Here is a 23490-nt window from a genome sequence, read left to right on the forward strand (position 1 = left end):
TCACGAGGCGCACCCTCACCGCTCGTTCGGCGGCCAGGGTGGCGCGATGACCGTCGCACGTCAATGTAGATATCCCGTCACTTTTCCGTAGGTTTCTCGTTACTCTTCTCGAAGTTTCTGTGGCCATTGCGTCGATCCAGTCCGACGCGAGGCACCAACTCCTGGGGGTAGAGATGGCGTCACGAGCTCGTCGGAGGGCCGGCTGGCCGCACCAGTTCGCAGCAGCGACCGTCGCGGTCGCGCTGTCGGCGTCGGTCCTGGCGGCCACGCCGGCGCCGGCATCGGCGGCGCCGCTGCCGGCGGCCTTCTCGGCGAACGCCCACGGAGACATCGTCGGCCTCGATGTCGACCTGCTGACCCTCGACCTCGCCGGCGTGGCCGTCGGCCACAGCCGGAGCACCACGAGCAGCACGGCGACCACGGGCACCAGCTCGGCCACCTCCGCGAACCTCGACGGCAACCTGGCCGGCACAGGTCTCGCCCTCGGCCAGCAGGTGTCGAACGCCCCACCCAGCGTCAACCCGGGCGAGCAGCAGCTGCTGGCGGTCAACCTCGCCCCGGTGATCAGCGTGGGCGCGGTCCGCGGCGACACCGAGGCGTCGTTCTCGGACAACCCCGCCACGTGCGTCCCCGCGGACGCGAACGGAGACCGCATCCTCTCCGACGCACACACCCAGCTCGCGGGACTCACCCTCGCGTCGCTGCCGATCCTCGGCACCCTGGCCGACGTCGGCGCCTCGCGCACGCGGACCCGCACGTTCCTCGACGACAACGGTGCGGGCCGCTCGGAGGTCGTCTCGCGCACCACCTCGACCATCGGCGACATCAGCATGCTCGGCGGCGCTGTGACCATCCGGGTCACCAACCCGGTCGTCCTGGAGGCCCGGTCGAACGGCACCACCGGCACCGCGTCGTACACGAACCCGCCGTCGGTCTCCGTGACGGCAGCCGGCACGACGGTCAACATCCTTCCCGGCGGCACCCGGCAGATCAACCTCGGTCTCCTCGACGCGATCGCCGACCTCAGCGTCTCGGTGCGCGCGGCCCAGAACACGTCATCTGGCGCCACCGGAGCGGCATCCACCGCCGCCTTCCTCAGCATCGACCTCGACGTGCTCGGAGGTATCGGCCGCCCGGCGGCGAACGTCGGGCTGGACCTCGCGCCCATGTCGGTGCAGGCCACCGCACCCGCAGGCGGCGTGGAGTGCCCGGTCGTCGACGACCAGGCCCCGGGCGCCCCGGTGATCGTGACCCCCGACAACGGCTCGAGCACCAATGACACCACCCCGACCTTCTCCGGCACCGCCGAGCCAGGCTCGACGATCGTGGTCCGGGACTCCGACGGCAACCAGGTCTGCACGACCACCACCGTCTCCGGGGGCAGCTGGACCTGCACGCCCACCACACCGCTGCCCAACGGCCAGGACACCTACACCGCGACCGCCACCGACGCGGCCGGCAACACCTCACCGGGCGCCGTGGTCACCTTCACCATCGACACCTCCACGACGCTCGACCTCGTCGAGCCGGCCGACGGCTCCACCACGAACGACCTCACTCCACTGGTCGCCGGCACGGGAGAGCCGGGCGCCACCGTCACGGTGCAGCAGGGTCCCACCCAGGTCTGCTCCGCGACCGTCGCGCCCAACGGCAACTGGTCCTGCACCCCGGGCAGCGCACTGGCGACAGGCCCGCACACGTTCACCGCGACGGCCGTGGACGCGGCGGGCAACACCGCCACCGACACGACCACCTTCACCATCGATCCCGACGCCGACGACACCACGCCCCCCGGCCCCCCGGTCATCACCACGCCGGCCAACGGCTCCAGCACCGACGACAGCACACCGACCTTCTCCGGCACCGCCGAGCCGGGCGCCACGGTCGTGGTCGAGGACCCCGACGGCAACGAGGTGTGCACCGCCACCGCGGTCGGCGGCACCTGGTCCTGCACCCCCGCCACAGCGCTGCCCGACGGCACGGACACCTACACCGCCACCGCCACCGACGCGGCCGGCAACACCTCACCCGCAGCGGACGTCACCTTCACCGTCGACACCGCAGCCCCTGGCGCCCCGGTGATCGCGTCCCCGGCCGGCGGCTCCACCACCAACGACAACACGCCGACGATCTCCGGCACCGCCGAGCCGGGCTCCACCGTCGTGGTCGAGGACTCCGACGGCAACCAGGTCTGCACCACCACCGCCAGCACCTCCGGCACCGTCGGCACCTGGTCCTGCACCCCCACCACAGCGCTGCCCGACGGCACAGACACCTACACCGCCACCGCCACCGACGCGGCCGGCAACACCTCACCCGGCACCGCCGTCACCTTCACCATCGACACCGCAGCCCCCGCCCCGCCGGTGATCACCGCGCCGGTCGCCGGCACGACCGTGGCCGACTCGACCCCCGGATTCGCCGGCACGGCCGAGCCCGGGTCCACCGTCGTGGTCGAGGACTCCGACGGCAACCAGGTCTGCACCACCACCGCCAGCACCTCTGGCACCGTCGGCACCTGGTCCTGCACCCCCACCGCGCCCCTCGCGGACGGCACGGAGACCTACACAGCCACCGCCACCGACGCGGCCGGCAACACCTCACCCGGCACCGACGTCACCTTCACCATCGACACCTTCACCACCGTCGACATCGCCGCTCCCGTGGACGGCTCGATCACCAATGACACGACGCCGGAGTTCTCCGGCGCCGCCGAGCCGGGCGCCACGGTCGTGGTCGAGGACTCCGACGGCAACCAGGTCTGCACCACCACCGCCAGCACCTCCGGCACCGTCAGCACGTGGTCGTGCACCCCCACCACGGCGCTGCCCGACGGCACGGACACCTACACCGCCACCGCCACGGACCGGATCGGCAACACCGACACCGCCACGACCACCTTCACCATCGACACCGCCACGACCGTCGACCTGCTGCTCCCCGCCAACGGCTCCACCACGAACGACCTCACCCCCGACATCTCGGGGACGGCGGAGGCAGGGGCCACCATCACGGTCAGGCGCGGCAGCACCGTCGTCTGCACCACGCAGGCGGCCGCCGACGGAGCCTGGACGTGCACGTCCGCCAGCCCCCTGGAGGACGGTCCCACCACCCTGACGTCCACCGCCACCGATGCGGCCGGCAACACCGCGACCGACACGACCACCTTCACCATCGTCCCGGCGAGCGGTGCCGTGGCACCGCCGGTCATCGCCTCGCCGACACCGGGCGCGACGGTGCAGGACACGACACCCGCCGTCTCGGGCACGGGTCGACCCGGGCTGACCGTCACGGTGCGCGAGGGGACGACCGTCCTCTGCACCGCCACGGTCGGCCCCGACGGCCAGTGGTCGTGCAGCTCCGACGTCGTGCTGCAGCCGGGTGCCCACACGATCTCCGCGACCCAGACCGGACCTGGCGGCGAGAGCCAGCCGTCCTCGGTGACCTTCACCGTCGCCGGTGCGCCGACGCCGACCCAGCCGCCCACCCCGACGCCCACCCCGACACCGAACCCGACACCGAACCCGCCGGCGTCCGATGCGGACGGCGACGGCCTCACCGACGCCCAGGAGGCCCAGCTCGGCACCGACCCGAAGAAGGCAGACACCGACGGCGACGGCCTCACCGACGGAGCCGAGGTCAATGTGCACAAGACCGACCCGCTCGACAGCGACACCGACGACGACAAGATCACGGACGGCCGGGAGGTCAGCGGGGTCAGGATCCGTCAGCGCTTCGAGGTGTGCGGTCGCAAGCCCCGGACCGCGATCGTGGTCAAGACCGACCCGCTCAAGAGCGACACCGACGGCGACGGGCTGACGGACGGCGCCGAGGTCCGGGGCGTCAAGATCAAGCAGAGGGTCAGGACCCGGACCGGCAGCTACGTGATCGGCAGGGTCCGGACCAATCCGACGAAGAAGGACTCAGACCGCGACCGGCTCAGCGACAAGGCCGAGATCACCGGCAAGGCGAACAAGAAGTTCGGGAAGGCGAAGTCCGATCCGAGCACGTGCGACACCGACCGCGGCGGGGTCTCCGACGGTGCCGAGGTCAGGGCCGGCTCGAACCCCTCGGACTCGAGGTCCACGCCGAAGCGGCCCGGACGTCGTACGGCGGCCACGGACGCGCCGGCGCGGGGGGCGAACCGCACCTGGGGCTAGAAGGGCCAGGCATGCATGTCGCCGGAGTCGCCGACAGCCTGGAGCAGGACCGCCGCGCGGCTCGCCACCGGGTTGTCACCGGCCCGCGCGGCGAGCTCCACCAGCGCCCACAGGTCGGCGGCACGGGCACCCTCGCGAAGGGCATCCGGCGTGCCACCGCGCAGGTCGGTCCAGGCCTCCAGCACCCCCTCGACGTACGCCGGGTGGCGCTCGAAGCGCAGCAGGTTGCCCACGTCGGTCCACGGGTGGCCGGCGTGGGCGAACTCCCAGTCCAGCACGGCCGCGAGCTCGGTTGCCCCCGGGGCGAGGAGGACGTTCTTGGGATTGAGGTCGCCGTGGACCAGGCACGCGCGGGCGACGGAGTCGAGCAGGTCCTGCGCCTGCGCAGCCAGACGTTCGAGGCGGGCGCGACGCTCGAGGGGCCAGTCGTGCAGGTGACGCCCGACCCACTCGTCCAGTCCCAGGTCGGGCAGCGACCCCAGCGCGAGCTCCGCGTCGACGAAGGTGCCGGGTCGCCGCACCGGCATGCCGGCGAGCGTCGCGGCCACGGTGCCCATCGCCGCGCCCAGCCGAGCCATCCCGTCGCGGTCCGAGCGATCGAGCAGGTCGGCTACGACGAGGTCGCCCCGCTCGCCCTCGACCCAGGTCGTGATCAGCAGCCCCGGCTGTCCCTGGGCCGGCTGCGACCGACGTGCCTCCAGCACCTCGGGGACCGGGACGAGCCCGCGCACCAGGTCCAGCACCGCCCGGTCGATCTCCGCCGCAGCCGGTCCACGGGCATCGTCCGGCACGTAGACGCGCACGACCGCGCGCTCGCCACCGACGTCGCCGAGAAAGGTGCGACCCGACCACCCGCCGGCCAACGGGGTCATGGAGGTGCCGAGATCGTTCACCGCTCGATGGTGGCACGGCGCGCTCCGGACCAGGTCGCGCCGAGCGTGGCCCCCAACTCTTTCACCCTCAAGTACTCAAAGTGCGTTACTTCTCTGTGCGCGTCTCGTTGATCGCGTTAGATCTGTCGTAACCGCTGCGTAGATGTCTCGTGGATCTGCTGCGGCTCAACTAGAGGGGGTTCTACGAGATGTACACGCACATCCGCAACCGGTCTGGGAACCGGTTCACCATCGCGGCAGCGGCTCTGGCCGTCGTCGTGCCGGGGTCGGTCCTGGGCGCGACGCAGGCGCCGGCAGCAGCCGCGCCGGTGCCCGCGACCTACTCGGCCGACAGCCATGCCGACATCGTCACGGTGGGGGCCTCGATCCTGGGGAACTCGCTCGCCACGCTCGCCGTCGGCCACAGCCGGAGCACCGTGTCGAGCTCGTCGTCCGGCACCGGCACCACCTCGGCGAGCTCGGCCAACCTCGACGCCACGCTGGGCGGCACGCCCGTGCCGGTCGACGCCCAGACGGCGCAGGCGGGACCGGGCGCCGGGGTCGACGACCCCACGTCGCGCACGCTCGTTGCCGTCCCGGCGGCGCCCGTCGCCACCATCGGCGCCCTGACGGGTGACGTCCAGGCCGCGTGGGGCGGTGCCAACGCGTGCGTGGGAGCCGTCGGCGGGATGCGCACCCTGTCGTCGTCCAGCACGTCGCTGGCCGGAGTCACCCTGGCGTCGGTGCCGCCTCTCGGCGCCGTGGCCCAGGTCGACGCCTCCGACACGTCCACGGCCACCTACCTCGTCGACGACGACACCGCCGGTTCCGACGTCGTGACGCGGGCCACCACCCGCGTCGGCGACGTCCACCTGTTCGGCAACCAGGTGCGGATCCGGGTCACCAACCCGGTCCAGCTCGAGGCGCGCTCCGACGGCACGACCGCCACGGCCGGGTACGTCAGCGACCCCACGATCGTCGCGACGGTCGCCGGCACCGACATCGCGGTCCCGCTCAACGGCACGCCGGTCGACATCGGGTTGCCCAGCAACCCGCTCCTGAACGCCACGATCCGGGCGTTCCGGCCGACGTCGACGGTCACCGGAGCCTCCGCCAACGCCACGCTCGACGCGCTGTTCCGCGTGGATGTCGAGGTGCTGAACGCCGTACCGGGCCTGCCCGACGTGGCCGACGTCTCCCTCGCCGTCGCGCCGTCCAGCGTGAGCGCCTCGGCGCCGGCAGGTGGAGTCGACTGCGGCCCCACCGCCTCACCGGGTGCGCCCAACGCCCCCACGATCACCTCGCCCGCCCCGGGCGCGCGCCTGACCGACACGACTCCCGCCGTCTCGGGCACCGGCCTGCCCGGCGCGACCGTGACCGTGGCCGAGGGTGGTGCGGTCCTGTGCCGCGCGACCGTCACGCAGGCCGGCACCTGGTCCTGCTCCCCCGCCACCGCGCTCCCCACCGGTCCGCACACCGTCACGGCCACGCAGACGGACGGCGCCGGCAACACCAGCGCATCGGCATCGGTCACGTTCAGCATCGTCGCCGGCGGCAGCGTCCCCGGCCCGGTGCCCGGACCCGACGACCCGGACGGTGACGGCCTGACCAACACCCAGGAGGCCGCACAGGGCACCGACCCCAACAACCCGGACACCGACGGCGACGGCCTGACTGACGGGGCCGAGGTCAACGTCCACGGCACCGACCCGACGAAGAAGGACACCGACCGCGACGGGCTGACCGACGGCCAGGAGGTCAACGGGGTCAAGATCCGCCACCAGTTCCAGATCTGCGGTCAGAAGAAGATCCGCTCGTCCATCACGGTCAAGACCAACCCGTTGCGCTCCGACACCGACAGGGACGGCATCAAGGACGGCAAGGAGGTCAAGGGCTACAAGATCAAGCAGAAGGTGCGGATCCCCAAGGGCAAGACCATCCGGATCGGCCTCGTCCGCAGCAACCCCACGAAGAAGGACACCGACCGCGACGGCCTGAAGGACAAGGTCGAGCTCAAGGGCACCGCGAACAAGAAGTTCAAGAAGGCCAAGACCGACCCGAGCCGGTGTGACACCGACCGCGGTGGCGTCTCGGACGGTGCCGAGGTCAAGGCCGGGTCGAACCCGGCCGACATCAAGTCGACCCCGCGCAACCCCCGGGCCCGCTCGGAGGCCACGGGCTGACGTCCCCCTCCCCACAAGAGGTGCCGGCGCACTGGACCCCACCCGGTGCGCCGGCACCACCATGTCCACCCCTCCACGCGGCCACCTCCGCGCCACAGCGACTACGCTCCGGGCGTGGAGGATCACCAGCCCCAGTCGGTCCGCGTCGAGCGGCGACCGGTCTCCGAGCAGGAGTCCCGGCAGGCCAACGGTCCCGACTGGGACCGGTACGCCGACGAGTACCAGGCCACCCACGGTGCGTTCCTGGGCGATGCCGGCTTCGTCTGGGGACCCGAGGGACACACCGAGGACGACCTGGGAGTCCTGGGCGACGTCGCCGGGCTCGACGTCCTCGAGCTCGGCAGCGGCGCCGGTCAGTGCTCGCGCTGGGTGCGGACCCACGGCGGTCGCGGGTTCGGCCTCGACCTCTCCCACCGGCAGCTGCAGCACTCCCTCCGCCTCGACGGTGAGACCGGGGTGGTGGTGCCGTCCGTGCGAGGCACCGCGACCGACCTCCCCTTCGCGGCCGCCAGCTTCGACGTGGTCTTCTGCTCGTTCGGGGCGCTGCAGTTCATCAGCGAGATCGCTCAGGCGGTCGGCGAGGTGGCCCGGGTGCTGCGGCCCGGCGGCAGGTTCGCGTTCTCGGTCACCCACCCGACGCGGTGGATGTTCCCCGACGACCCGGGCGTCCCCGGCCTGACCGCCACCCAGTCCTACTGGGACCGCACGCCCTACGTCGAGATCGACGACGCCACCGGTGTCGTCTCCTACGTCGAGCACCACCGCACGCTCGGCGACTGGGTGCGCCTGCTGGCCGGGCACGGCTTCGCGCTCACCGACCTGGTCGAGCCGGAGTGGCCCGAGGACCACGACCGCGTCTGGGGCGGCTGGTCACGCACCCGTGGGCTGCTGACCCCCGGCACGGCGATCTTCGTGGCGCACCTGACGGCCTGAGGCACGACGACGCGCCCAGCTCGCGAGCAGCGACGCCGGGTCGAGGTGTGCCCGGAGCCGACGTCGTGCGTCGGGCTCGGCGAGCAGGCGCCGCCGGAGGTCCTGGCACTCGCGCCAGAAGTCGCTCCCGTCCGCCGGGTCGCCGGGCGCGGGTGCGAACACGGCTGCGTCGGCCCGTCGCGCGAGGTCGAGCCCCGCGCCCAGTTCGGTCGCCTGAGCCACCCGGCTCCACCCGTCCGAGACCGGCGTGCCCCGGTCCCGGGCGGCGTCCAACACTTCCTGCCAGCCGTTGACGTAGATCCCCGACCAGGACGACGTACGCCGCCGACGACCGCGACGCAGCACCTTGACCACCGGCACCAGGATCAGTGCGAGCGACATCAGGGCCACCAGCCCCGCCACTGCGAGCAGGACGCTCCGCCATGCGGGCACGGCCTCGTCCTCCGACCCGGTGTCGGTGGTGCCCGCGTCGAGCCGGATCTCCTTGTCCCTCCCCTTCGCTGCGTTATCGAGCTGACCCTGCACGAAGCGTCCGGGCTCCGTCGGCACGGGCTCGTCGGACCCGTAGCCCTCCACCTCGGACGGGGTGTAACGCGCAGGCTCGAGCGTGCGCCACGTCCCGTCGGCGAACTGCAGCTCGACCCAGGACGTGACGTCTCCGTAGGTCACCAGGCCCTTCCGTCCGGGCTCTGCGCCCAACACCACCCGAGCCGGCACTCCGAGCCGCGCAGCACCCAACGCCGTCAGTGCGCTGTACTGGAACGACGTGCCGGTGATCCGGTCCGACCCCAGCATGCCGCGCCCCAGCTCCGCCGGAGACTGGTCGAATCCCTCGACCAGGCGAACCGTTCCGCTGTCGCGCAGGTAGCGACCGAGCAGCAGCACCCGCTCGAGTGGCAGCAGCTCCGGCCGGTCGAACGGGCCGAGGTAGCGGTCCAGGAAGGCCCCGGCCACCTGGCCCTGATCGCCGGCCGGCTCACGCGTGGCGTCGCTCCGGGTGAAGCCGTCGTCGACGACGACCGACTCGAAGGAGTACCGGTCGCGGACGTCGACACCGCCCACGACCAGGGCGCTGGAGGTGGCCTGGTTGTAGCGGATGTCGGAGACCTCGGTACGACCCGGGTTCCAGTCGAGGTCGACGCTGGTCAGCTCACCGAGCATGGGCAGCCAGTCGCTGTCGTAGCCGGGCCGCAGCTCGACCCGCACGACGACCGTGCGGCCCGGGTGCAGCGGGGCGACGTCGTGGCCGATCCGCTTGAACGTCCCGTAGCCTTCCGAGCCGGGTGAGTCCTCGGCCGGGATCCACCCCCCGGACGTGTAGAGGTCCAGAGCGGCGAAGCGCAGCCGCCGCCCCTCCGGCACCCCGGTGGCCCTGAGCAGCCGGAGGTCGTCTCGCCCCTGCGGCGGGACGACGGCGACCGCGGTCAGGTCCGGGGTGTCGCCACCGCCGCGCAGCAACACGCGGTCCGAGGTGTCCTGGTCGGGCACCAGCAGGCTGCCGAGGCCGGACACGAGCGAGACGGTGAGCAGCGCGACCACCGCACCGGCCATCGAACCACGCACCCGGCCCGCCAGCTCCTCCCGCCGCCGGGCCCTGATCGCCGACCACGCCACCAGCACGACAGCGACGAAGATGCCCCGCGGCACCAGGAGCGTCGGCACGAGCACGCCCAGCGGGATGGTGGCCACGAGCGCGAGGACGAGCGGCACCACAGGGGCCAGCGGGCGCCACGTCGCGAGCGCCAACCAGGCGGCGGGGAGCGTGGCGAGGAAGCCGATCAGGAAGGGGACCAGCATCACGACCCCGTCGGCGTCCACCGGTGGAACCGTGCTCACCAGCTCGATCGGCGCGTCGAGACTCTGGGACAGGACCCTGCTCACCGACGAGATCGTCGGGACCAGGAAGGGGCCCGGCTCCCGCAGCGCTGCGAGCGCGCCGAGAGGTCCGAACACCATGAGGGCGGCCAGGGTGTACCACCAGCCCCCCTCGTGCAGCTGCCGCACGGCCAGGGCGAGCGCGAGCAGGACCACGACCGGAGCCAGCCCCGCGACCAGGTAGGTGCGGTCGGCGAAGGTGTCGTCCAAGATGGACAGGATCGTGGCCATCAGCACCAGCACGACGCCCGCGTCGAGCACCGCGTCGCGAGCACTGCCTGCGCGGGTCATCGCATCCCTCGCGCGAGGAGCTCGTGGAGTCGGGCCAGGTCCGGCACGGAGATCTCCCGCCGGGCGTGGCTGTCGCGCAGGCTCGCCTCGGACTCGCTGTCCGCGCGCACGACGATCCAGTCCGCTCCGCGGCCGAAGCGCCGGGCGGCCGAGTCGAGCTGCTCCAGCTCGCGTCCGGCCCCGGTCACCTGCACCACCAGGCCGGTGCCCACGACGGTCTCCGCAGCATCGGCCGCGTGCGCCAGGTAGTCGTCGTCACCGGCGACGAAGCGGCACGCGACGTCGGTCATCTCGGTCGCGTCGCGCCCGCGGGCGACGTACGACCCGCACCGCAGGTAGGTGTCGAAGTCGTCGCGCACCGCTCGCAGCGCGACGGACGCCGCGACCGACACGGCCAGCTCGAAGTCGCGGAGCCGGGGGTAGGCGTCTCGGGCACCGTCCACGAGGACTGTCACGTGGCCGCGCCTGGTCTCGTGGTACTGGCGCACCAGCAGCTCGCCGGCCTTCGCCGACGACCGCCAGTGCACGTGGCGCAGGTCGTCGCCCGGTACGTACTCCCGCAGCGCGTGGAAGGCGAGGTCGCTCATCGACAGCTGCTGGCTCGTGGCTCCGTCGAGGTCGTTGGTGAGGCCCCCGGCGAACACCGACAGCTCGCTCACCCGCGGCGAGACCATCAGCTCGAGCGGGTGACCCGACTCGAAGCGACGACTGACCAGACCGACGGGATCGGTCTTCTCGTAGACCACCGGACCGACGGTGTGCACGCCGCGCGGCAGCGCCGGAAGAGGCAGGGTCTCCACGTGGTGGGCGAAGGGCGCGAGGAACGGCAGGCGCAGTGAGATGCTGCGATGTCCCACGGGAACGGTCACCTTGGGGAAGAGCATCGGCACGGCACCGGCCTGCAGGTCGAGGGTGGCACTCGGTGCGGCACCTGCCTCGACCACCCGCTGAGGACGGAGCGTCAGCTGCGCCACCGGCGCGCCCGGCAGCACCTGCCACAGCACCGCGATCGCCAGCAGCCCGAACGCGACGACAGCGAGCTGGGTGAACTCCTGCCAGTGCAGGCGGTGGGCCAGCACCAGGGCGACGACGCCGAGCAGGAGCACGCTCCGGCCGAGCGGGGTGAGGATCCGCACGGGACCCAGCATCCACCGGCTCACGCGCGGTCGCGAGGCACCGGGACCTGCACCAGCAGGTCGTCGATGACGTGGTCCGAGGTGGCGCCTCCGAAGGCGGCGCCCGACGCCATGAGGAGACGATGCCCCAGGACCGGAAGGGCGAGCGTCGCGATGTCCTCGGGCACGACGTGACCGCGGCCCTCGGAGAGCGCCCAGGCCTTCGACGCGCGGATCCACGCCAGCGCACCGCGGGTCGAGAGCCCGATGCGGACGTCCGGGACCTCCCGGGACGCCTCCGCGAGGCGTCGCACGTATCCGATGATCGCGCGGTCCACGTGGACCAGGTCGGCGAGCTGGCTCATCCGGGTGATCTCGTCGGCGCCGATGACCGGCCCGAGACCGGCGGCCCGGTCCCGCACGCGCGACTCCGCGAGCAGCGCCTCGGTCGACTCGGCGTCCGGGTGACCCACGCTGGTGCGCATCAGGAAGCGATCGAGCTGGGCCTCGGGCAGCTGGTAGGTGCCGGCCTGCTCGATCGGGTTCTGCGTGGCGATGACCATGAACGGCGGGCGCACCTCGTGGGTGCGGCCATCGACGGTGACGTGCCCCTCCTCCATCACCTCGAGAAGCGCGGACTGCGTCTTGGGCGAGGCCCGGTTGATCTCGTCGGCGAGCACCATGCTGTGGAAGATCGGACCGGGATGGAAGGAGAACTCTCCCCGGGTCTGGTCGTAGACCGTGACGCCGGTGACGTCCGACGGCAGCAGGTCGGGGGTGAACTGGATGCGGGCGAACGAGCAGTCGAGCGACTTGGCCAACGCACGCGCGAGCATCGTCTTGCCGGTGCCCGGGAGGTCCTCCAGGAGGAGGTGGCCCCCGGAGACCAGGCACGTCAGCGCGAGCCGGACGACCTCATGCTTGCCGAGCACCGCGGACTCGACGTTGCGGGTGACCCGGTCGAACGCGTCGGCGTACCACCGGACGTCATCGGCGTGGACGGTGGCCATGTCCGACATCGTCTCAGCCCTGCGGGTCAGGCCCTCTCGGTCTCACGGCGTCCGGCGAGACGGGTGACGAAGCCGCCGGCGACCAGGATCACCAGACCACCGACGATGCCGATGATCGGCACCGTGCGGGTCAGCAGTCCGAGCCGGCTGCCGTTGGCCTCCGCGTCCTCGACGTTGGCCTTGACCTGGGCGTCGGTGAACTCGAGGTTGAGGTCGAGCAGCGGCGAGCCGTCCTCGAGGGTGCGGACCTCGTGCTGGCTCTGCTTCATGATCGCGCCGGTGATCGGGTCGATCCAGATGTACTTGTCCTGCGAGTAGACGCCGTCGATGTCGGTGACCACCTCGGCCGGTGCGTCCTCGACGAGGACGTGGTAGCGGTAGGTCTCCAGGCCGTCCAGCGTCTCGGTGCCGTCGTACTCCGCGTCGACGGCCTCCCCGAGAAGACCGTCCCAGTAGGGGTAGGTCTTCTTCTCGGCGTCGAACGGCCACTTGTTGACCAGGCCCTCCCGCTCCTCGGCGCTCGGCGGGAGGTACGTGCTGCCGTTGACGGCCAGGCCGGTGCGGCGGTCGGTGGCGAACACCTCGGTGGACGCCGTCACGAGGCGGTCGTCGGTCCCGGGGACGCAGTCGGGGACGTCACCGCTGCCGTCGTCGATCACCAGGCAGGTGGAGCTGACGAAGACGATGACCTTGTCGTCGGAGTTCTCGGAGTCGGCCTTGGTGATGCTGGTCGCGAGGACGTCGATGTTGTCGACCTCGCCGGTGGCCGGGTTGAGCTTGTCGGCGTTGCCCGCCAAGCGCGTCGTGCTGTCGGTGTCGAGCGGTGTGCGCTTGACCTGGCCGGGCGCCCAGATCGCCGCCATGAGGCCGAGGACGACGAGGAAGGTTCCCAGTGCGAGCAGCACCCAACCGATGATCTTGCGCACGACGGACATCCCTCCAGGCAACGACGAGTCGCCGCAGGCTACCAGCAAGTAGGTGACGGTGCCCACAAAACGTACGACGTGCCAGTCAACGCCATCTGGTGCGGGTCCACACCCGGTCGCGAGCGCTGCGGTCGGTCAAGGATCGGGCGATGATGCGCGTCGTGGTAGGCGACTTCGAGCCACGTCGGATCACGATCGTGAAGGTCAGCGTCTCGCCTGGGGCGAGCAGCGGAGTACGACGACCATGAGCAATCAGCGGTGGCGCCTCGACCGTGCCGCGGCTGCGCAATTGCACGCGGAACCGATCGGCGACCGCTCCGTCGTTGCGAAGCCGGACGCGGAACACCGACCGGGCGCTTTTCGTCGAAGCGCGAGCTGTCTGCCCTCGTCGCGCGTCGTGACGGTCCACGCCAAACCACTTCCCGCCAGCGGCCTTCACGTGCAGGTCCGGGCGGTGTCGTGCCGCGGCCGGTTCCGGAGTAGTAGGCGGAGCGGGGGGCGCCGGCATCGGGGTGGGCGAAGGGGAAGGCTGTGTCGGCGCGGCAAGGACCGTGTAGTCGCGTCGCGCGAACGTCTGATTCCCGGCGCCGTCGCGAGCCACGACGGTCATCGTGCGTGAGCCGGGCGTCGTGGTGTCGAGGTCCGTGGCTCCGCACGACTGCAGGTTGCTTCCACCGCGGTCGGTGCACCAGAGGTCCCTGACCTCGGTGTCACCGACGGTGAGCACGCTGCTCGCGCTTCCTGGCGCAAAGCCGATCTGCGGCTCGACGGCATCGGGCACGGACGTCTTCTGCGCGCGGTAGGTGAAGTACTTGGGGTTCTCCGGTGCCGTGATCTCCCAGAGCACCTCGCCGTCCGACGAGAACTCGCTGGCGACGGCCCGAGTGTCCGAAGCCCAGCCGACCAACGCGTTTCCACCCTCGAGCGGCTGCGCGGAGCCGGCAAAGATGGCGTAGCGCAGACCGGTCCCGGCCGGGACGGTGAAGTCCTTGGTCATGGTGGCTGTCATCGCCGACTCGTCAATCGACCACTGCGCGACCCGGGTGTAGCCGCGCGCGACGGGTGGCCCGGCCGCATCCTCCGGATCGACGCACAGCGGCTCGACGTTCCATGCCCCGTTGTCGAACGCCATGATCTCACCGTCGGCGAGCTGCGTTGCGGTGTGCTGCGCGCACGGGCCACCGTCCGGATTCCCGTTCGTGTCGACGAAGGTGAAGTCGCTGGCTCGCCCGCCCAGCCGCCATACCACGTCTCCCTCATCGAAGCCGTCGTGAGCGGTCCGAGCGATCTTGAAGATAGAGCTCAGGTTGCGGAAGGACGCGAGCAGGTCGCCGTCTGGGAGTACCTGGAACGAGTTGATGTGAGCGTAATCGTGGTCCGCCGGATTCACTACCGTCTCCGCCGAGATGTCGACGTGGTCGGCAGTGCTCCACTCGAACAGCACGTCTCCATCGCGGTCCTGATGTTGGATCACCGAGTCGGTCCGCCCCGTGACGGGGTTGGACTCATAGGCCATGAGGTAGGTGCTGCCGTCCGGCAGCATGATGGAGTCGTGGCCGTCTGTGTGCACGAGCCCCCGGGTCCGGAGTTTCCGGACCTCACGGAACTGCGCATCGAGCTCGACGATGTCAGCGCCGTTGGCCGCTCCGCGCGCGACCGAATAGTGGCCGTTCGGCAGGCGACGCAGATCCATCGAGTTCGCCGTCTGGTGGACGTAGACAGGGACCCCGTTCTCGTCAACCGCAGTCTCGAAGAATGGCCCGGCAGTGAGCCACTTTCCCAAGGTGAGCAGCACCTTTCCTGCAGTGACACGAGGGTCCGGCGCCGTCGTACGACGCAAAAGAGGAAACTGCGGCGGAAGCACGATGAAGGAGTACGACGACTCCCCTGCCGCGTCTTGCACGATCACCGAGATCTCGTCGCCGGCCTCGAGATCGTTTACGACGGACGAGCCACTCGTAGCCAGTCGACCGTCCACGCGGATCGTCCCGGACGGGTCCGACGTCGAGGCCTGGACGGTCAGCGACCAGGACGCGCCCGCTGCGGGCCGCACGGCATAGCGGTCCACATCGTGTGCGAACGCCGGGAACGTCGCCGAGCCAGCACCGACGATCGCGACCGACCTGGTCGGTGGAGCAACTGCTTCAGCCGTCGAGGTGATGACTACCATCCCGCCCGACAACGTCATCAGCACGGCCAGCAAAACTCGTCCCCCACGTCCCATGCCGGCACCTTACGTGCAGTAGCCCCCCTCGCGAGGCTGGTAGGGCGAACACATCGGACCGTGACAGTTCCTGTGGCATAGTCCTGCTCCCGAGGAGGGTGCGTGGACAAGGTGTGGCCGTGGTTGTTCGCCGTCGATGACGACCCCTCGCCCCACCGGCCCCGGCTCGTTCTCGACAACGCCAGCATCCATGCCGCGGCGCTAGTGCTGCTGCTGGGACAACTCGCACTCCGAACGTGGATGTTGCGTGGCAGTTGGTTCTACACCGACGACTACCGCCTGCTCGCTCAGGCCCGGGACGTACGCCTCGACGTGGGCTACCTCATGACCCCGTTCGACAGCCAGTTCATGCCAGTCGGCCGCCTGGTGGCTTGGGTAGTCGGAAACTCGGGCGAGGTGGCGACCAATTGGAACGTGGCGGTGACGCTGACGCTCGCCCTCTCGACCCTGGCGGCGGTTGCGTGCTGGTGGATGCTCGTTACGGTCTTCGGGACTCGGTGGGAGCTGCTGCCCCTGCTGGTGCTCTACCTCTTCAGCGCACTGAGCGCTCCGGCTCTCATGTGGTGGGCGGCCGGCCTCAATCAGCTGCCGCTGCAGGGCGTCTGGTTCGCCGCCGTCGCAGCCTGGACCTGCTACCTCCGCACCCGGCGCAACCGCTGGCTGGCCGTCACCACCGTCGTCATCACGCTCGGGCTGCTCTGCTACGTCAAGACACTGCTGGTTCTGCCGGTCCTGCTCGTACTCGCGCTCGGCTACTTCACGACAGGCTCGGTCCAAGCGCGGGTCGCGACCGCGTTTCGGAGCTGGTGGTCGGCCGCCGCTGTCGGGGCCGTGACAGCAATCGGCTACGTCGCCTACTACACCACGGCGATCCCAGCGCCTTTCGTCAAGCGGGGCGCCGAAGGGGGATCCGGACTGGCCGGCTCCCTCGTCGACACCATGCTCCTCACCGCGTTCGGCAGCTCCGCCGCCGGTGGGCCCTGGCGCTGGGACACCTTCAACCCGCCCACCGGCTACGCCGATCCCCCAGTCTGGGGCGTCCACCTGGCCTGGATGTCACTCGCCGCACTTGTGGCCCTGGCGGCCTTCAGACGGCGGCGGACCGGGCGAGCCTGGCTCGTGCTTCTATTCTCCCTCGCCGGCGCCTACCTGCTCCTGCTCACCACCCGCGCGCCCATCGCCGGCGCCGGCATCGGCCTGGAGATGCGATACCTCACCGAAACCGTGTGTGCGCTGGTGCTCGCGCTTGGATTGGCGTGGCTGCCGGTCCCGGGCGCCGTCGAGCACAGCGAGCCCCGCTCCCGGTCGCTCGTCGCCCTCGCCCCGACCCCGGCGCTCGTCGGGCTCGTCGGGCTCGTCTACCTTGCCGGCGCCGTGGTCAGCACGACGACGTACGCCTACATCTGGCACACCGACAACCCGGGCTCATCCTTCCTACACCGCGTCCGCGACGCGGCCAACGAGTCAGGGTCGCTCGACCTGACAGGTGGCCCCGTCCCCGCCGCCGTCATGCCCGGCTACTCGTTCCCCTACAACACACTGGAGGAGCTCGTGCCGCTCTACACGCCCCGTGCCGGCTTCCCCTCCGTCAGCACCGACCTGCACTCCGTCGCCGAGGACGGACGGGTGGCGCAGACCGTCATTGATGCCGCCGTGACCTCTGAGCCCGGGCCATTGCCCGACTGCGGCTGGAAGGTCGGACCCAAGGGCCGAACGATCCCACTGCAGAACGGCACGATCGACGTCGACTGGTGGCTGCGGATCGGCTATCTCGCCTCTGCGCGCACGGACGTCACTGTCAGCGCCGCCGACGTCAGCCGCACGACGACTCTCAACCCGGGCGTCGGGAGCCTCTACGTCCAGGTGACCGGCGCCTTCGACGCCGTACGGGTCTCCGGCCTCACGCCTGGTACCACCGTCTGCGTCGACGTGGTCGAGGTCGGCACCGCCGAGCCGGGTGATGCGTGATGACCACGCCCGGCACCTCCGGGGTGGAGGTCTCCCCGCAGTTTCCCGTCCTCGACACCTTGCGCGCCATCGGCGCGCTGGCCGTGCTCACGACGCACACGTCGTTCCAGACCGGTGAGTATCTCGGCAACGGCGTCGGCGGTACGCTTCTCGCCCGTCTCGATGTCGGCGTCGCGATCTTCTTCGTGCTCTCGGGCTTCCTGCTCTCGCGGGCGTGGCTGGCCCGACAGGCGCTTGGCCTGCCGCGGCCCGGGCTCAGCACTTACTACGAGAAGCGAGCGCTGCGCATCCTCCCCGTCTACCTCGTCGTGGTGGTGATCGCGTACCTCTTCGTCGGCGGCAACGAGGACGCCGGCGTGGGCAACTGGCTCTCCTCGACCGTCCTCATCGACTCGTTCGTGGGCAAGTCACTCCCTTACGGCCTCACCCACATGTGGAGCCTTGCAGTCGAGGCGACCTTCTACCTGGTCCTGCCGGTCCTGATGGTGGCCGTACGACCTCGCCGATCCGGCCGTTCCCTGGCCGGCCTGCTCGGCGCGATGCTCCTGCTGTCCGTCCTGTGGCTGGCGCTCTCGCCCCACCTCGACACCAACGTTGCTGGGTCACCGGGCCTGTGGCTGCCCGCGTACCTCACCTGGTTCGCCGCCGGCATCGGCCTCGCGGCCGTGCACGTGGCACACCAGCAGGGTTCGACCACCTGGGTCGTCCAGCAGGTCGTCGCCCTCGGCCGGCTGCCCGGGGTGTGCTGGTCGCTCGCGATCGGGCTGCTGCTCGTCGCGGCCACGCCGCTGGCCGGGCCGACGCTCCTCGAGGCCTCGAGCGTGACGGAGTCGATCACCAAGCACCTGCTCTACGCGGGCATCGGCACGCTTCTCGTGCTGAGCGGCGTCTTCACCGCACCCGGTACGTACTCGCGGGTGATGGCGTGGCAGGCGTTGCGCCACCTCGGGCACATCAGCTACAGCGTCTTCTGCGTGCACCTCGCCGTCCTCGCGGGAGCCTTCCACCTGACCGGCGTCGAGGTCTTCACCGGGCACGGGCTCCTCATCTGGACGACGACGCTCGTGCTCTCGCTCGCGGCGTCGGAAGTCCTCTACCGTGTCGTCGAGATGCCGGCGCTCCGCCTCCAGGGCAGGTTGCGCCGACACGAGTCCGTGGCTACGAGCACCACCAGTCCGGACACCACTGCCACCACGAGGTAGCTCGGCCAGGCGCGGCCGCCAGCCCAGGAGCCCAGACCACCCCACGGCTCGAACGCGTAGATGGCGATCGCCGGGAACACCAGTAGGGCGACGAGGCCGCGCGCCACGGCGTCGGAGGTCCGGTGGACGGTCCAAACGATCACTCCCGCGAGCATCGCCACGACGAGTCCCCACCGACCAGCGAGGAGCAGTCCGGCCACGGGGACGAGCACGAGTGCCACGAGGCGCGGCAGCCCGCGCTCGTTCACCGGCAGCAGGCCGGCGTCGCGTGACCACCAGCGACGCGCGAGGAGCACCAGGCCGAGCAGCGCGAGAGCGGTGAGCAGGCCCGTGAACAGAGCGATGCGGTAGCCGGACCCGGGGCCGAAGTGAGCCTCGACTGCGGACGCGCTCCCGCTGGTCCGCCACCCCTGGCGCCAGCCGTCGACCACCACGGAGCTCAGGTCCGCGCCGCTCTGCGTGGCCCGCCACCCCGGGTTGGCGTTCTCTCGACCGGCCAGCAGGCTTCCCGCGGGAGCGTCACCGTACTCCGCCCGGCCCGCGCCGTCCGACGATCCCGCGACCGCAGTCGAGACGCCGAGGGGCAGGGTCCCGGTGCTCAGCACCAGTGAGTCGGGCGCGAAGGCGTCCGAGGCGCGCACGGTGATCCGGTTGTCTCCGGACCCCAGCGTCACAGGTCCTTCCGGGCACAGCTCGGCGGGGACGGTCTCGCCCTCGTAGAGTTCTATCGCGGTGGCGCGGACTGCTGTGGAGAGGGTGTCGCCGTCGAGCTCGACGTCGGGGCCGCTCCCGCAGGGCAGGTCGAGGGGCTGGTCCCCGACGAGTTCCGGCAGGCCGTCGGCTCCGGCGAAGGTCAGCTCGGTCACCCCGACCGGCACGGCGCTCGTCGCCCCGTCGAAGTCGACGCTGGTGACCGGCTCCGACTCCCCCACCTCGAGGACGAGCTGGTCAGTCCGGATCGTCGGGAACTCGGCACGGCCGTCCTCGTCGAGCTCGATGCTCCGGCGCCCCTTCGGCCACCGCAGGTCGAGGGTCTGGGGCGCTCGTGCAGCGGTGTCCCGGGCGACCCGAATACGGAGCTCGCGCAACGTCTGCGGACGGAGCCAGCGCAGCGAGATCGTAGGGCGTACGTCGGACAGGGCCGCGGTCCAGGTCGTGCCGTCGTTGCCGTCGATCGCCGCGAGTGCCGAGCCCCGTGCGTCGGGGACGCCGGTGGACGAGGCGTCCACCCCGACGAAGGCACCCTGCTGGAGCAGGTCCTGGAGCGCGTCGCCGGGCACGGCCCGAACCCGGAGGTCCGCGTCGTAGGTCGCCGAGCCGGGGAGAGTGACGATGCGGTCCAGGTCGAGCGGCTCCTCCGGTGAGCCCTCGCGCCCCTGCACGCACCGCACGTCGAGGTCGACGCTCGCGCAGCCGCTCCGGGCGTCGCCGATCGCGCGCAGCACCACCGCATCGGGCGTCCCGGCACCCGCTGGTGGGGCCGGGAGCCGGAGGGGACGCGCAGCGCTGACGCCAGGAATCTCGACCTCCGCGAGGGCGAGCGGGGTGCTCGTCCGGCCCGAGGCATCGGTGATCCGCACGAAGGGCGAGCTCGCGTCGTCGACCAGGATGCGGGTCGGGGTGTCGGGGGCGAGCAGCACCCGGTCGCTGGTCCAGTCGTCGGTGCTGACGGTGACCTCCTGGTCACCGAGGCCCGCTCCGGTCACCTCGATCGACGTCAGCGCGACGCCCTCCTCCAGGTCGACCTGCCACCAGTGCGCATCGTCCGGCACCTGCGCACTCTGCCACGACGTGGACGGCTGGCCGTCGATCGCGGCGTACGCCAGTCGTCCGGGCTGCGCCGGCGCCGCGCCCGCCTGGGCGAGGGAGCTCGAGGCGGTGACCCCGACGACGCCGTCGTACTCGGCGAAGGTCGACCAGCGCGCGGGGTCCGGCAGGAGGTAGTCGGGGACCGTCTCCTGCGGGTCCTGCGCCTGCGCGCGGGTGCGCACGGACGAGGTCGCGTCGTGGATGCGTCCGAAGTGGCGCACGACGGACTGGTTGCCGTCGGTCAGGACCACCGACGCGTCGTCCGTGGCGGCGCCGTCACCCACGTCGGCGGCAAGCCGCGTGGGTACGTCATCGCCGATCACGCCGAGGTCGGTGAGGTCGAGCAGGTCCTCGGGCCCGCCCACGACGACGGGTGCCTCGTCGGTGGCGCTTGCGGGGGCGGCCAGGTCGTCCACCGAGTAGACCTCGATGGCGGCGTAGTCGTTCTGCCAGCCTCCGTTGATCAGGGCGCGACCGAGGTCGCCGTCGACGTGCGCCCCGCCGCCGACCGCCGGGCCGAAGGTCGTCTCGAGCTCGAGGCCGGGCGACTCCTCGATGGCCTGGTGGACCAGCACCGGGTCGGGGTGGTCATCGCCGCGGGACAGGTCGTTGCGCACGACGAGGTGGCTGATACCTGCGCGACGCATGTAATCGGTGAGGCCTGCGGAGCCGTGGCCCTGGGCGAAGCGTTCCTCGACGGCGTCGAGCATCCGGATGTTGCCCGCCGGCGTGAGCGGCACCGCGTTGCGGACCGCCCACGGGGTGGAGGCGAGCGATTGGAAGGGCTCGTCGCGCGGCTCGCCCCACACATAGCTGCCGAACATGGTGCCCGGGACGAGCAGTGCGACGCCGGAGTCCTGCTGCTCGGCGAGCCACTCGGCAGTCTGCGCCCAGTAGTCCGGCACGTCGTCGAAGCCGCCCGACGGCGTGATGTGTCCTGCAGCCGCCGGCGTCGCGGCCGCGAGGACTGCGAACGCCACGAGGCCGGCGAGGAAGCGGAAGTTGGCCCGCTCCGGACGTCCGAGGCGAGAGTCGCGCGCCAGCTCGACCAGCCAGTCGACAAGCCACGCCACCCCGATGACGAGCGGGAGCCGGACGATCGGGTCGAACTTGTGGACGTTGCGGAGCGGCGCGAGCGCACCGTCAAGGAGCTCCTGGATGCTGGGAGCGAACCAGCCCTGGACCGTTCCGAGGTGGCCCATCGACACGAGGAACAGGCCGACGACTAGGCCACTGACCAGGAACAGGCGGTGGGGCGTACGGCGCAGGACGAGACCGACCACACCAGCCACGAGCACGAATGCGCTGTTGAGGGCAAGGTAGGGCTGGCGGATCAGGTCGTTGCCGGCTCGAGACGACCCGTCGACGTACGGCACCCAGTTGGAGGTGCCTCTCAGAGAGTCGGCGAGGTTCGTAGGGATGGTCGTGATGCCCGCGGACTCGATGAAATCGAGAAACGGCGGGCTGTAAGCGCCAAGCAGGAAGAGCGGGACCAGCCACCAGAGCGTGGCGACGAGCGTGAAGATCGGCCACCAGATCATCATCGTGCGGCGTCGGGCGCCGGGCGTGCGGATCAGTAGCCAAATGGCCCCCAGGGGCAGCACGGCGGCCGTCGCCGCCGCATTGACCCCGCCCACCATGGCGATCGCGAGCGCGGATAGCGCAGCGGCCCGCCGGGCCGAGCCGCGTTCGGCACCGATGACGAGTGGCAGCAGCACCCACGGCGTCAGCGCCATCGGCCACACCTCGATCGAGCTCGGCCCGATCACCGTCAGCATGCGGGGCGAGAGGGCGAACGCGAGTCCGCCGAGGATGCAGGCCAGGTCTGAGCGCACTCCGAGCGCCCGCGCGACCCGCGCGGCCCCGACGAACGCCACGCTGAGGACGAGGGCCATCCACAGGCGCTGCACCACCCACCCGGGCACGTCGAGCAGCGAGCCGAGAGCGAAGAACGGCCCCATCGGCCAGAGATAGCCGTAGGCCTGGTTCTGCAGCTGCCCGAAGGCTCCCTGGCCGTCCCACAGGTGTGCCGCCCGGCCGAGGAAGTCGAGGGGCGCGATGGCCAGGTCGAGCTTCGTGTCCGCCACCAGCAGTCCCGGCGACTGGGTCATGGCGACGCCGAGCAGCAGCACGCACACGGCGACCAGCCGCCAGCGGAACCGAGTGCCGGCCGAGGTCACTTCTTCCTCAGCACCAGCACGAGGTTCCACGTGACCACCTCCTTGACCACGGGCACACGGAGCAGCCACCGGCTCCACCACGGGTTGTAGCGCGGGATGAGATGGAGCACCTCGGCACGGTCCTGCTCTGCAGCCCAGCGCAGGCCGTCGGCCACCGTCACGGCGAAGAGCGACTCCCCGAACCTGTTCTTCGGCTCGTGCCCGTGCTTGCGGGCGTAGCGCCGACGCGCCCAGCGCCCGCCGAGGTAGTGCCACGGCGAGGTCTCGTGCCCGCCCCACGGTCCCCACCACGTCGTGTAGCTGATGAAGACCAGCCCGCCGGGCCGGGTGACCCGGACCATCTCCTCGGCCATGCGCCACGGCTCGGGCACGTGCTCGAGCACGTTGGAGGAGTAGCAGACGTCGACCGCCCCCGAGGCGAACGGCAGCTGCATCCCGCTGCCGAGGACCGTCCGTTCGCCGATGTCCCCGGCGCCGGCCAGCTCGCCGACGTCGGAGTCGAGCGCGACGTACGTCGCCCCCGCACCGGTGAAGGCCTCCCGGAAGTAGCCAGGCCCTCCCCCGACGTCGAGCAGCAGCTGACCGTGAAGTGGGTGGTACTGGGACACGTGCTCCACCGAGTCCTGGGCCAGCGCGGTATAGAACCGCGCGGGGTCCGACTGCTCGTGGCGGAACTCCCCGAACAGGCGCAGCGACCGGGCGAGGTCGGCGCGCCAGGGTCGGGGGCTCGTCAGCACCCGGA

13 protein-coding genes are annotated in these 23490 nt (G+C 71.2%); 5 read left to right on the forward strand and 8 right to left on the reverse strand.

Annotated features, from left to right (window positions below; translation table 11 throughout):
- The first annotated feature begins 173 nt into the window (after positions 1-173).
- Complete coding sequence (locus IEZ25_RS21830; protein WP_191198934.1) at positions 174-4160, forward strand: Ig-like domain-containing protein; 3987 nt, start codon at positions 174-176, stop codon at positions 4158-4160.
- Here the strand turns inward: IEZ25_RS21830 and IEZ25_RS08265 are convergent.
- Entirely contained in the window at positions 4157-5053 is an 897-nt protein-coding gene (locus tag IEZ25_RS08265) for a phosphotransferase family protein (RefSeq protein ID WP_318152111.1), read from the reverse strand. The genes IEZ25_RS21830 and IEZ25_RS08265 overlap by 4 nt on opposite strands.
- A gap of 188 nt (positions 5054-5241) precedes the next feature.
- On the opposite strand from IEZ25_RS08265, the gene IEZ25_RS08270 reads away from it, so the two are divergent.
- Together IEZ25_RS08270 and IEZ25_RS08275 are read left to right on the forward strand one after the other, a co-directional pair.
- Complete coding sequence (locus IEZ25_RS08270) at positions 5242-7215, forward strand: Ig-like domain-containing protein (protein WP_191198935.1); 1974 nt, start codon at positions 5242-5244, stop codon at positions 7213-7215.
- Between the two features lie 114 nt (positions 7216-7329).
- Positions 7330-8148, forward strand: coding sequence for a class I SAM-dependent methyltransferase (locus tag IEZ25_RS08275; protein WP_191198936.1), 819 nt, complete (start codon positions 7330-7332; stop codon positions 8146-8148).
- Here the strand turns inward: IEZ25_RS08275 and IEZ25_RS08280 are convergent.
- From IEZ25_RS08280 to IEZ25_RS08300, 5 genes are all read right to left on the reverse strand, one after another.
- A complete protein-coding gene (locus IEZ25_RS08280; RefSeq protein WP_191198937.1) occupies positions 8086-10314 on the reverse strand; it encodes a transglutaminaseTgpA domain-containing protein in 2229 nt (742 codons plus the stop codon). The genes IEZ25_RS08275 and IEZ25_RS08280 overlap by 63 nt on opposite strands.
- Positions 10311-11450, reverse strand: a complete 1140-nt coding sequence (locus IEZ25_RS22190; RefSeq protein ID WP_191198938.1) for a DUF58 domain-containing protein — start codon at positions 11448-11450, stop codon at positions 10311-10313. The genes IEZ25_RS08280 and IEZ25_RS22190 overlap by 4 nt, the downstream gene beginning before the upstream one ends.
- A gap of 20 nt (positions 11451-11470) precedes the next feature.
- The gene (locus IEZ25_RS08290; RefSeq protein WP_191198939.1) at positions 11471-12439 is read right to left on the reverse strand and encodes an AAA family ATPase; all 969 of its coding nucleotides are present in this window, start codon (positions 12437-12439) and stop codon (positions 11471-11473) included.
- A gap of 26 nt (positions 12440-12465) precedes the next feature.
- A complete protein-coding gene (locus IEZ25_RS08295) occupies positions 12466-13374 on the reverse strand; it encodes a DUF3068 domain-containing protein (RefSeq protein WP_191198940.1) in 909 nt (302 codons plus the stop codon).
- A gap of 76 nt (positions 13375-13450) precedes the next feature.
- Complete coding sequence (locus IEZ25_RS08300) at positions 13451-15589, reverse strand: aryl-sulfate sulfotransferase (RefSeq protein ID WP_191198941.1); 2139 nt, start codon at positions 15587-15589, stop codon at positions 13451-13453.
- A gap of 240 nt (positions 15590-15829) precedes the next feature.
- On the opposite strand from IEZ25_RS08300, the gene IEZ25_RS08305 reads away from it, so the two are divergent.
- Both IEZ25_RS08305 and IEZ25_RS08310 read left to right on the forward strand, forming a co-directional pair.
- Positions 15830-17557 carry a hypothetical protein gene (locus IEZ25_RS08305; RefSeq protein WP_191198942.1) on the forward strand — a complete coding sequence of 576 codons (1728 nt, stop codon included), beginning with the start codon at positions 15830-15832 and terminating at the stop codon, positions 17555-17557.
- Complete coding sequence (locus tag IEZ25_RS08310) at positions 17557-18759, forward strand: acyltransferase family protein (protein ID WP_191198943.1); 1203 nt, start codon at positions 17557-17559, stop codon at positions 18757-18759. The genes IEZ25_RS08305 and IEZ25_RS08310 overlap by 1 nt, the downstream gene beginning before the upstream one ends.
- Here the strand turns inward: IEZ25_RS08310 and IEZ25_RS08315 are convergent.
- Positions 18651-22778, reverse strand: coding sequence for an alpha-(1->3)-arabinofuranosyltransferase (locus IEZ25_RS08315; RefSeq protein ID WP_191198944.1), 4128 nt, complete (start codon positions 22776-22778; stop codon positions 18651-18653). The two genes, IEZ25_RS08310 and IEZ25_RS08315, sit on opposite strands and share 109 nt — an antisense overlap.
- Positions 22745-23485: a methyltransferase domain-containing protein gene (locus IEZ25_RS08320; protein WP_318152112.1), complete on the reverse strand. Its 741-nt coding sequence runs from the start codon at positions 23483-23485 to the stop codon at positions 22745-22747. Before IEZ25_RS08320 ends, IEZ25_RS08315 begins: the two co-directional genes overlap by 34 nt.
- Between the last annotated feature and the right edge of the window lie 5 nt (positions 23486-23490).

The organism is Nocardioides hwasunensis (assembly GCF_014779665.1).
Taxonomy (GTDB): domain Bacteria; phylum Actinomycetota; class Actinomycetes; order Propionibacteriales; family Nocardioidaceae; genus Nocardioides; species Nocardioides hwasunensis.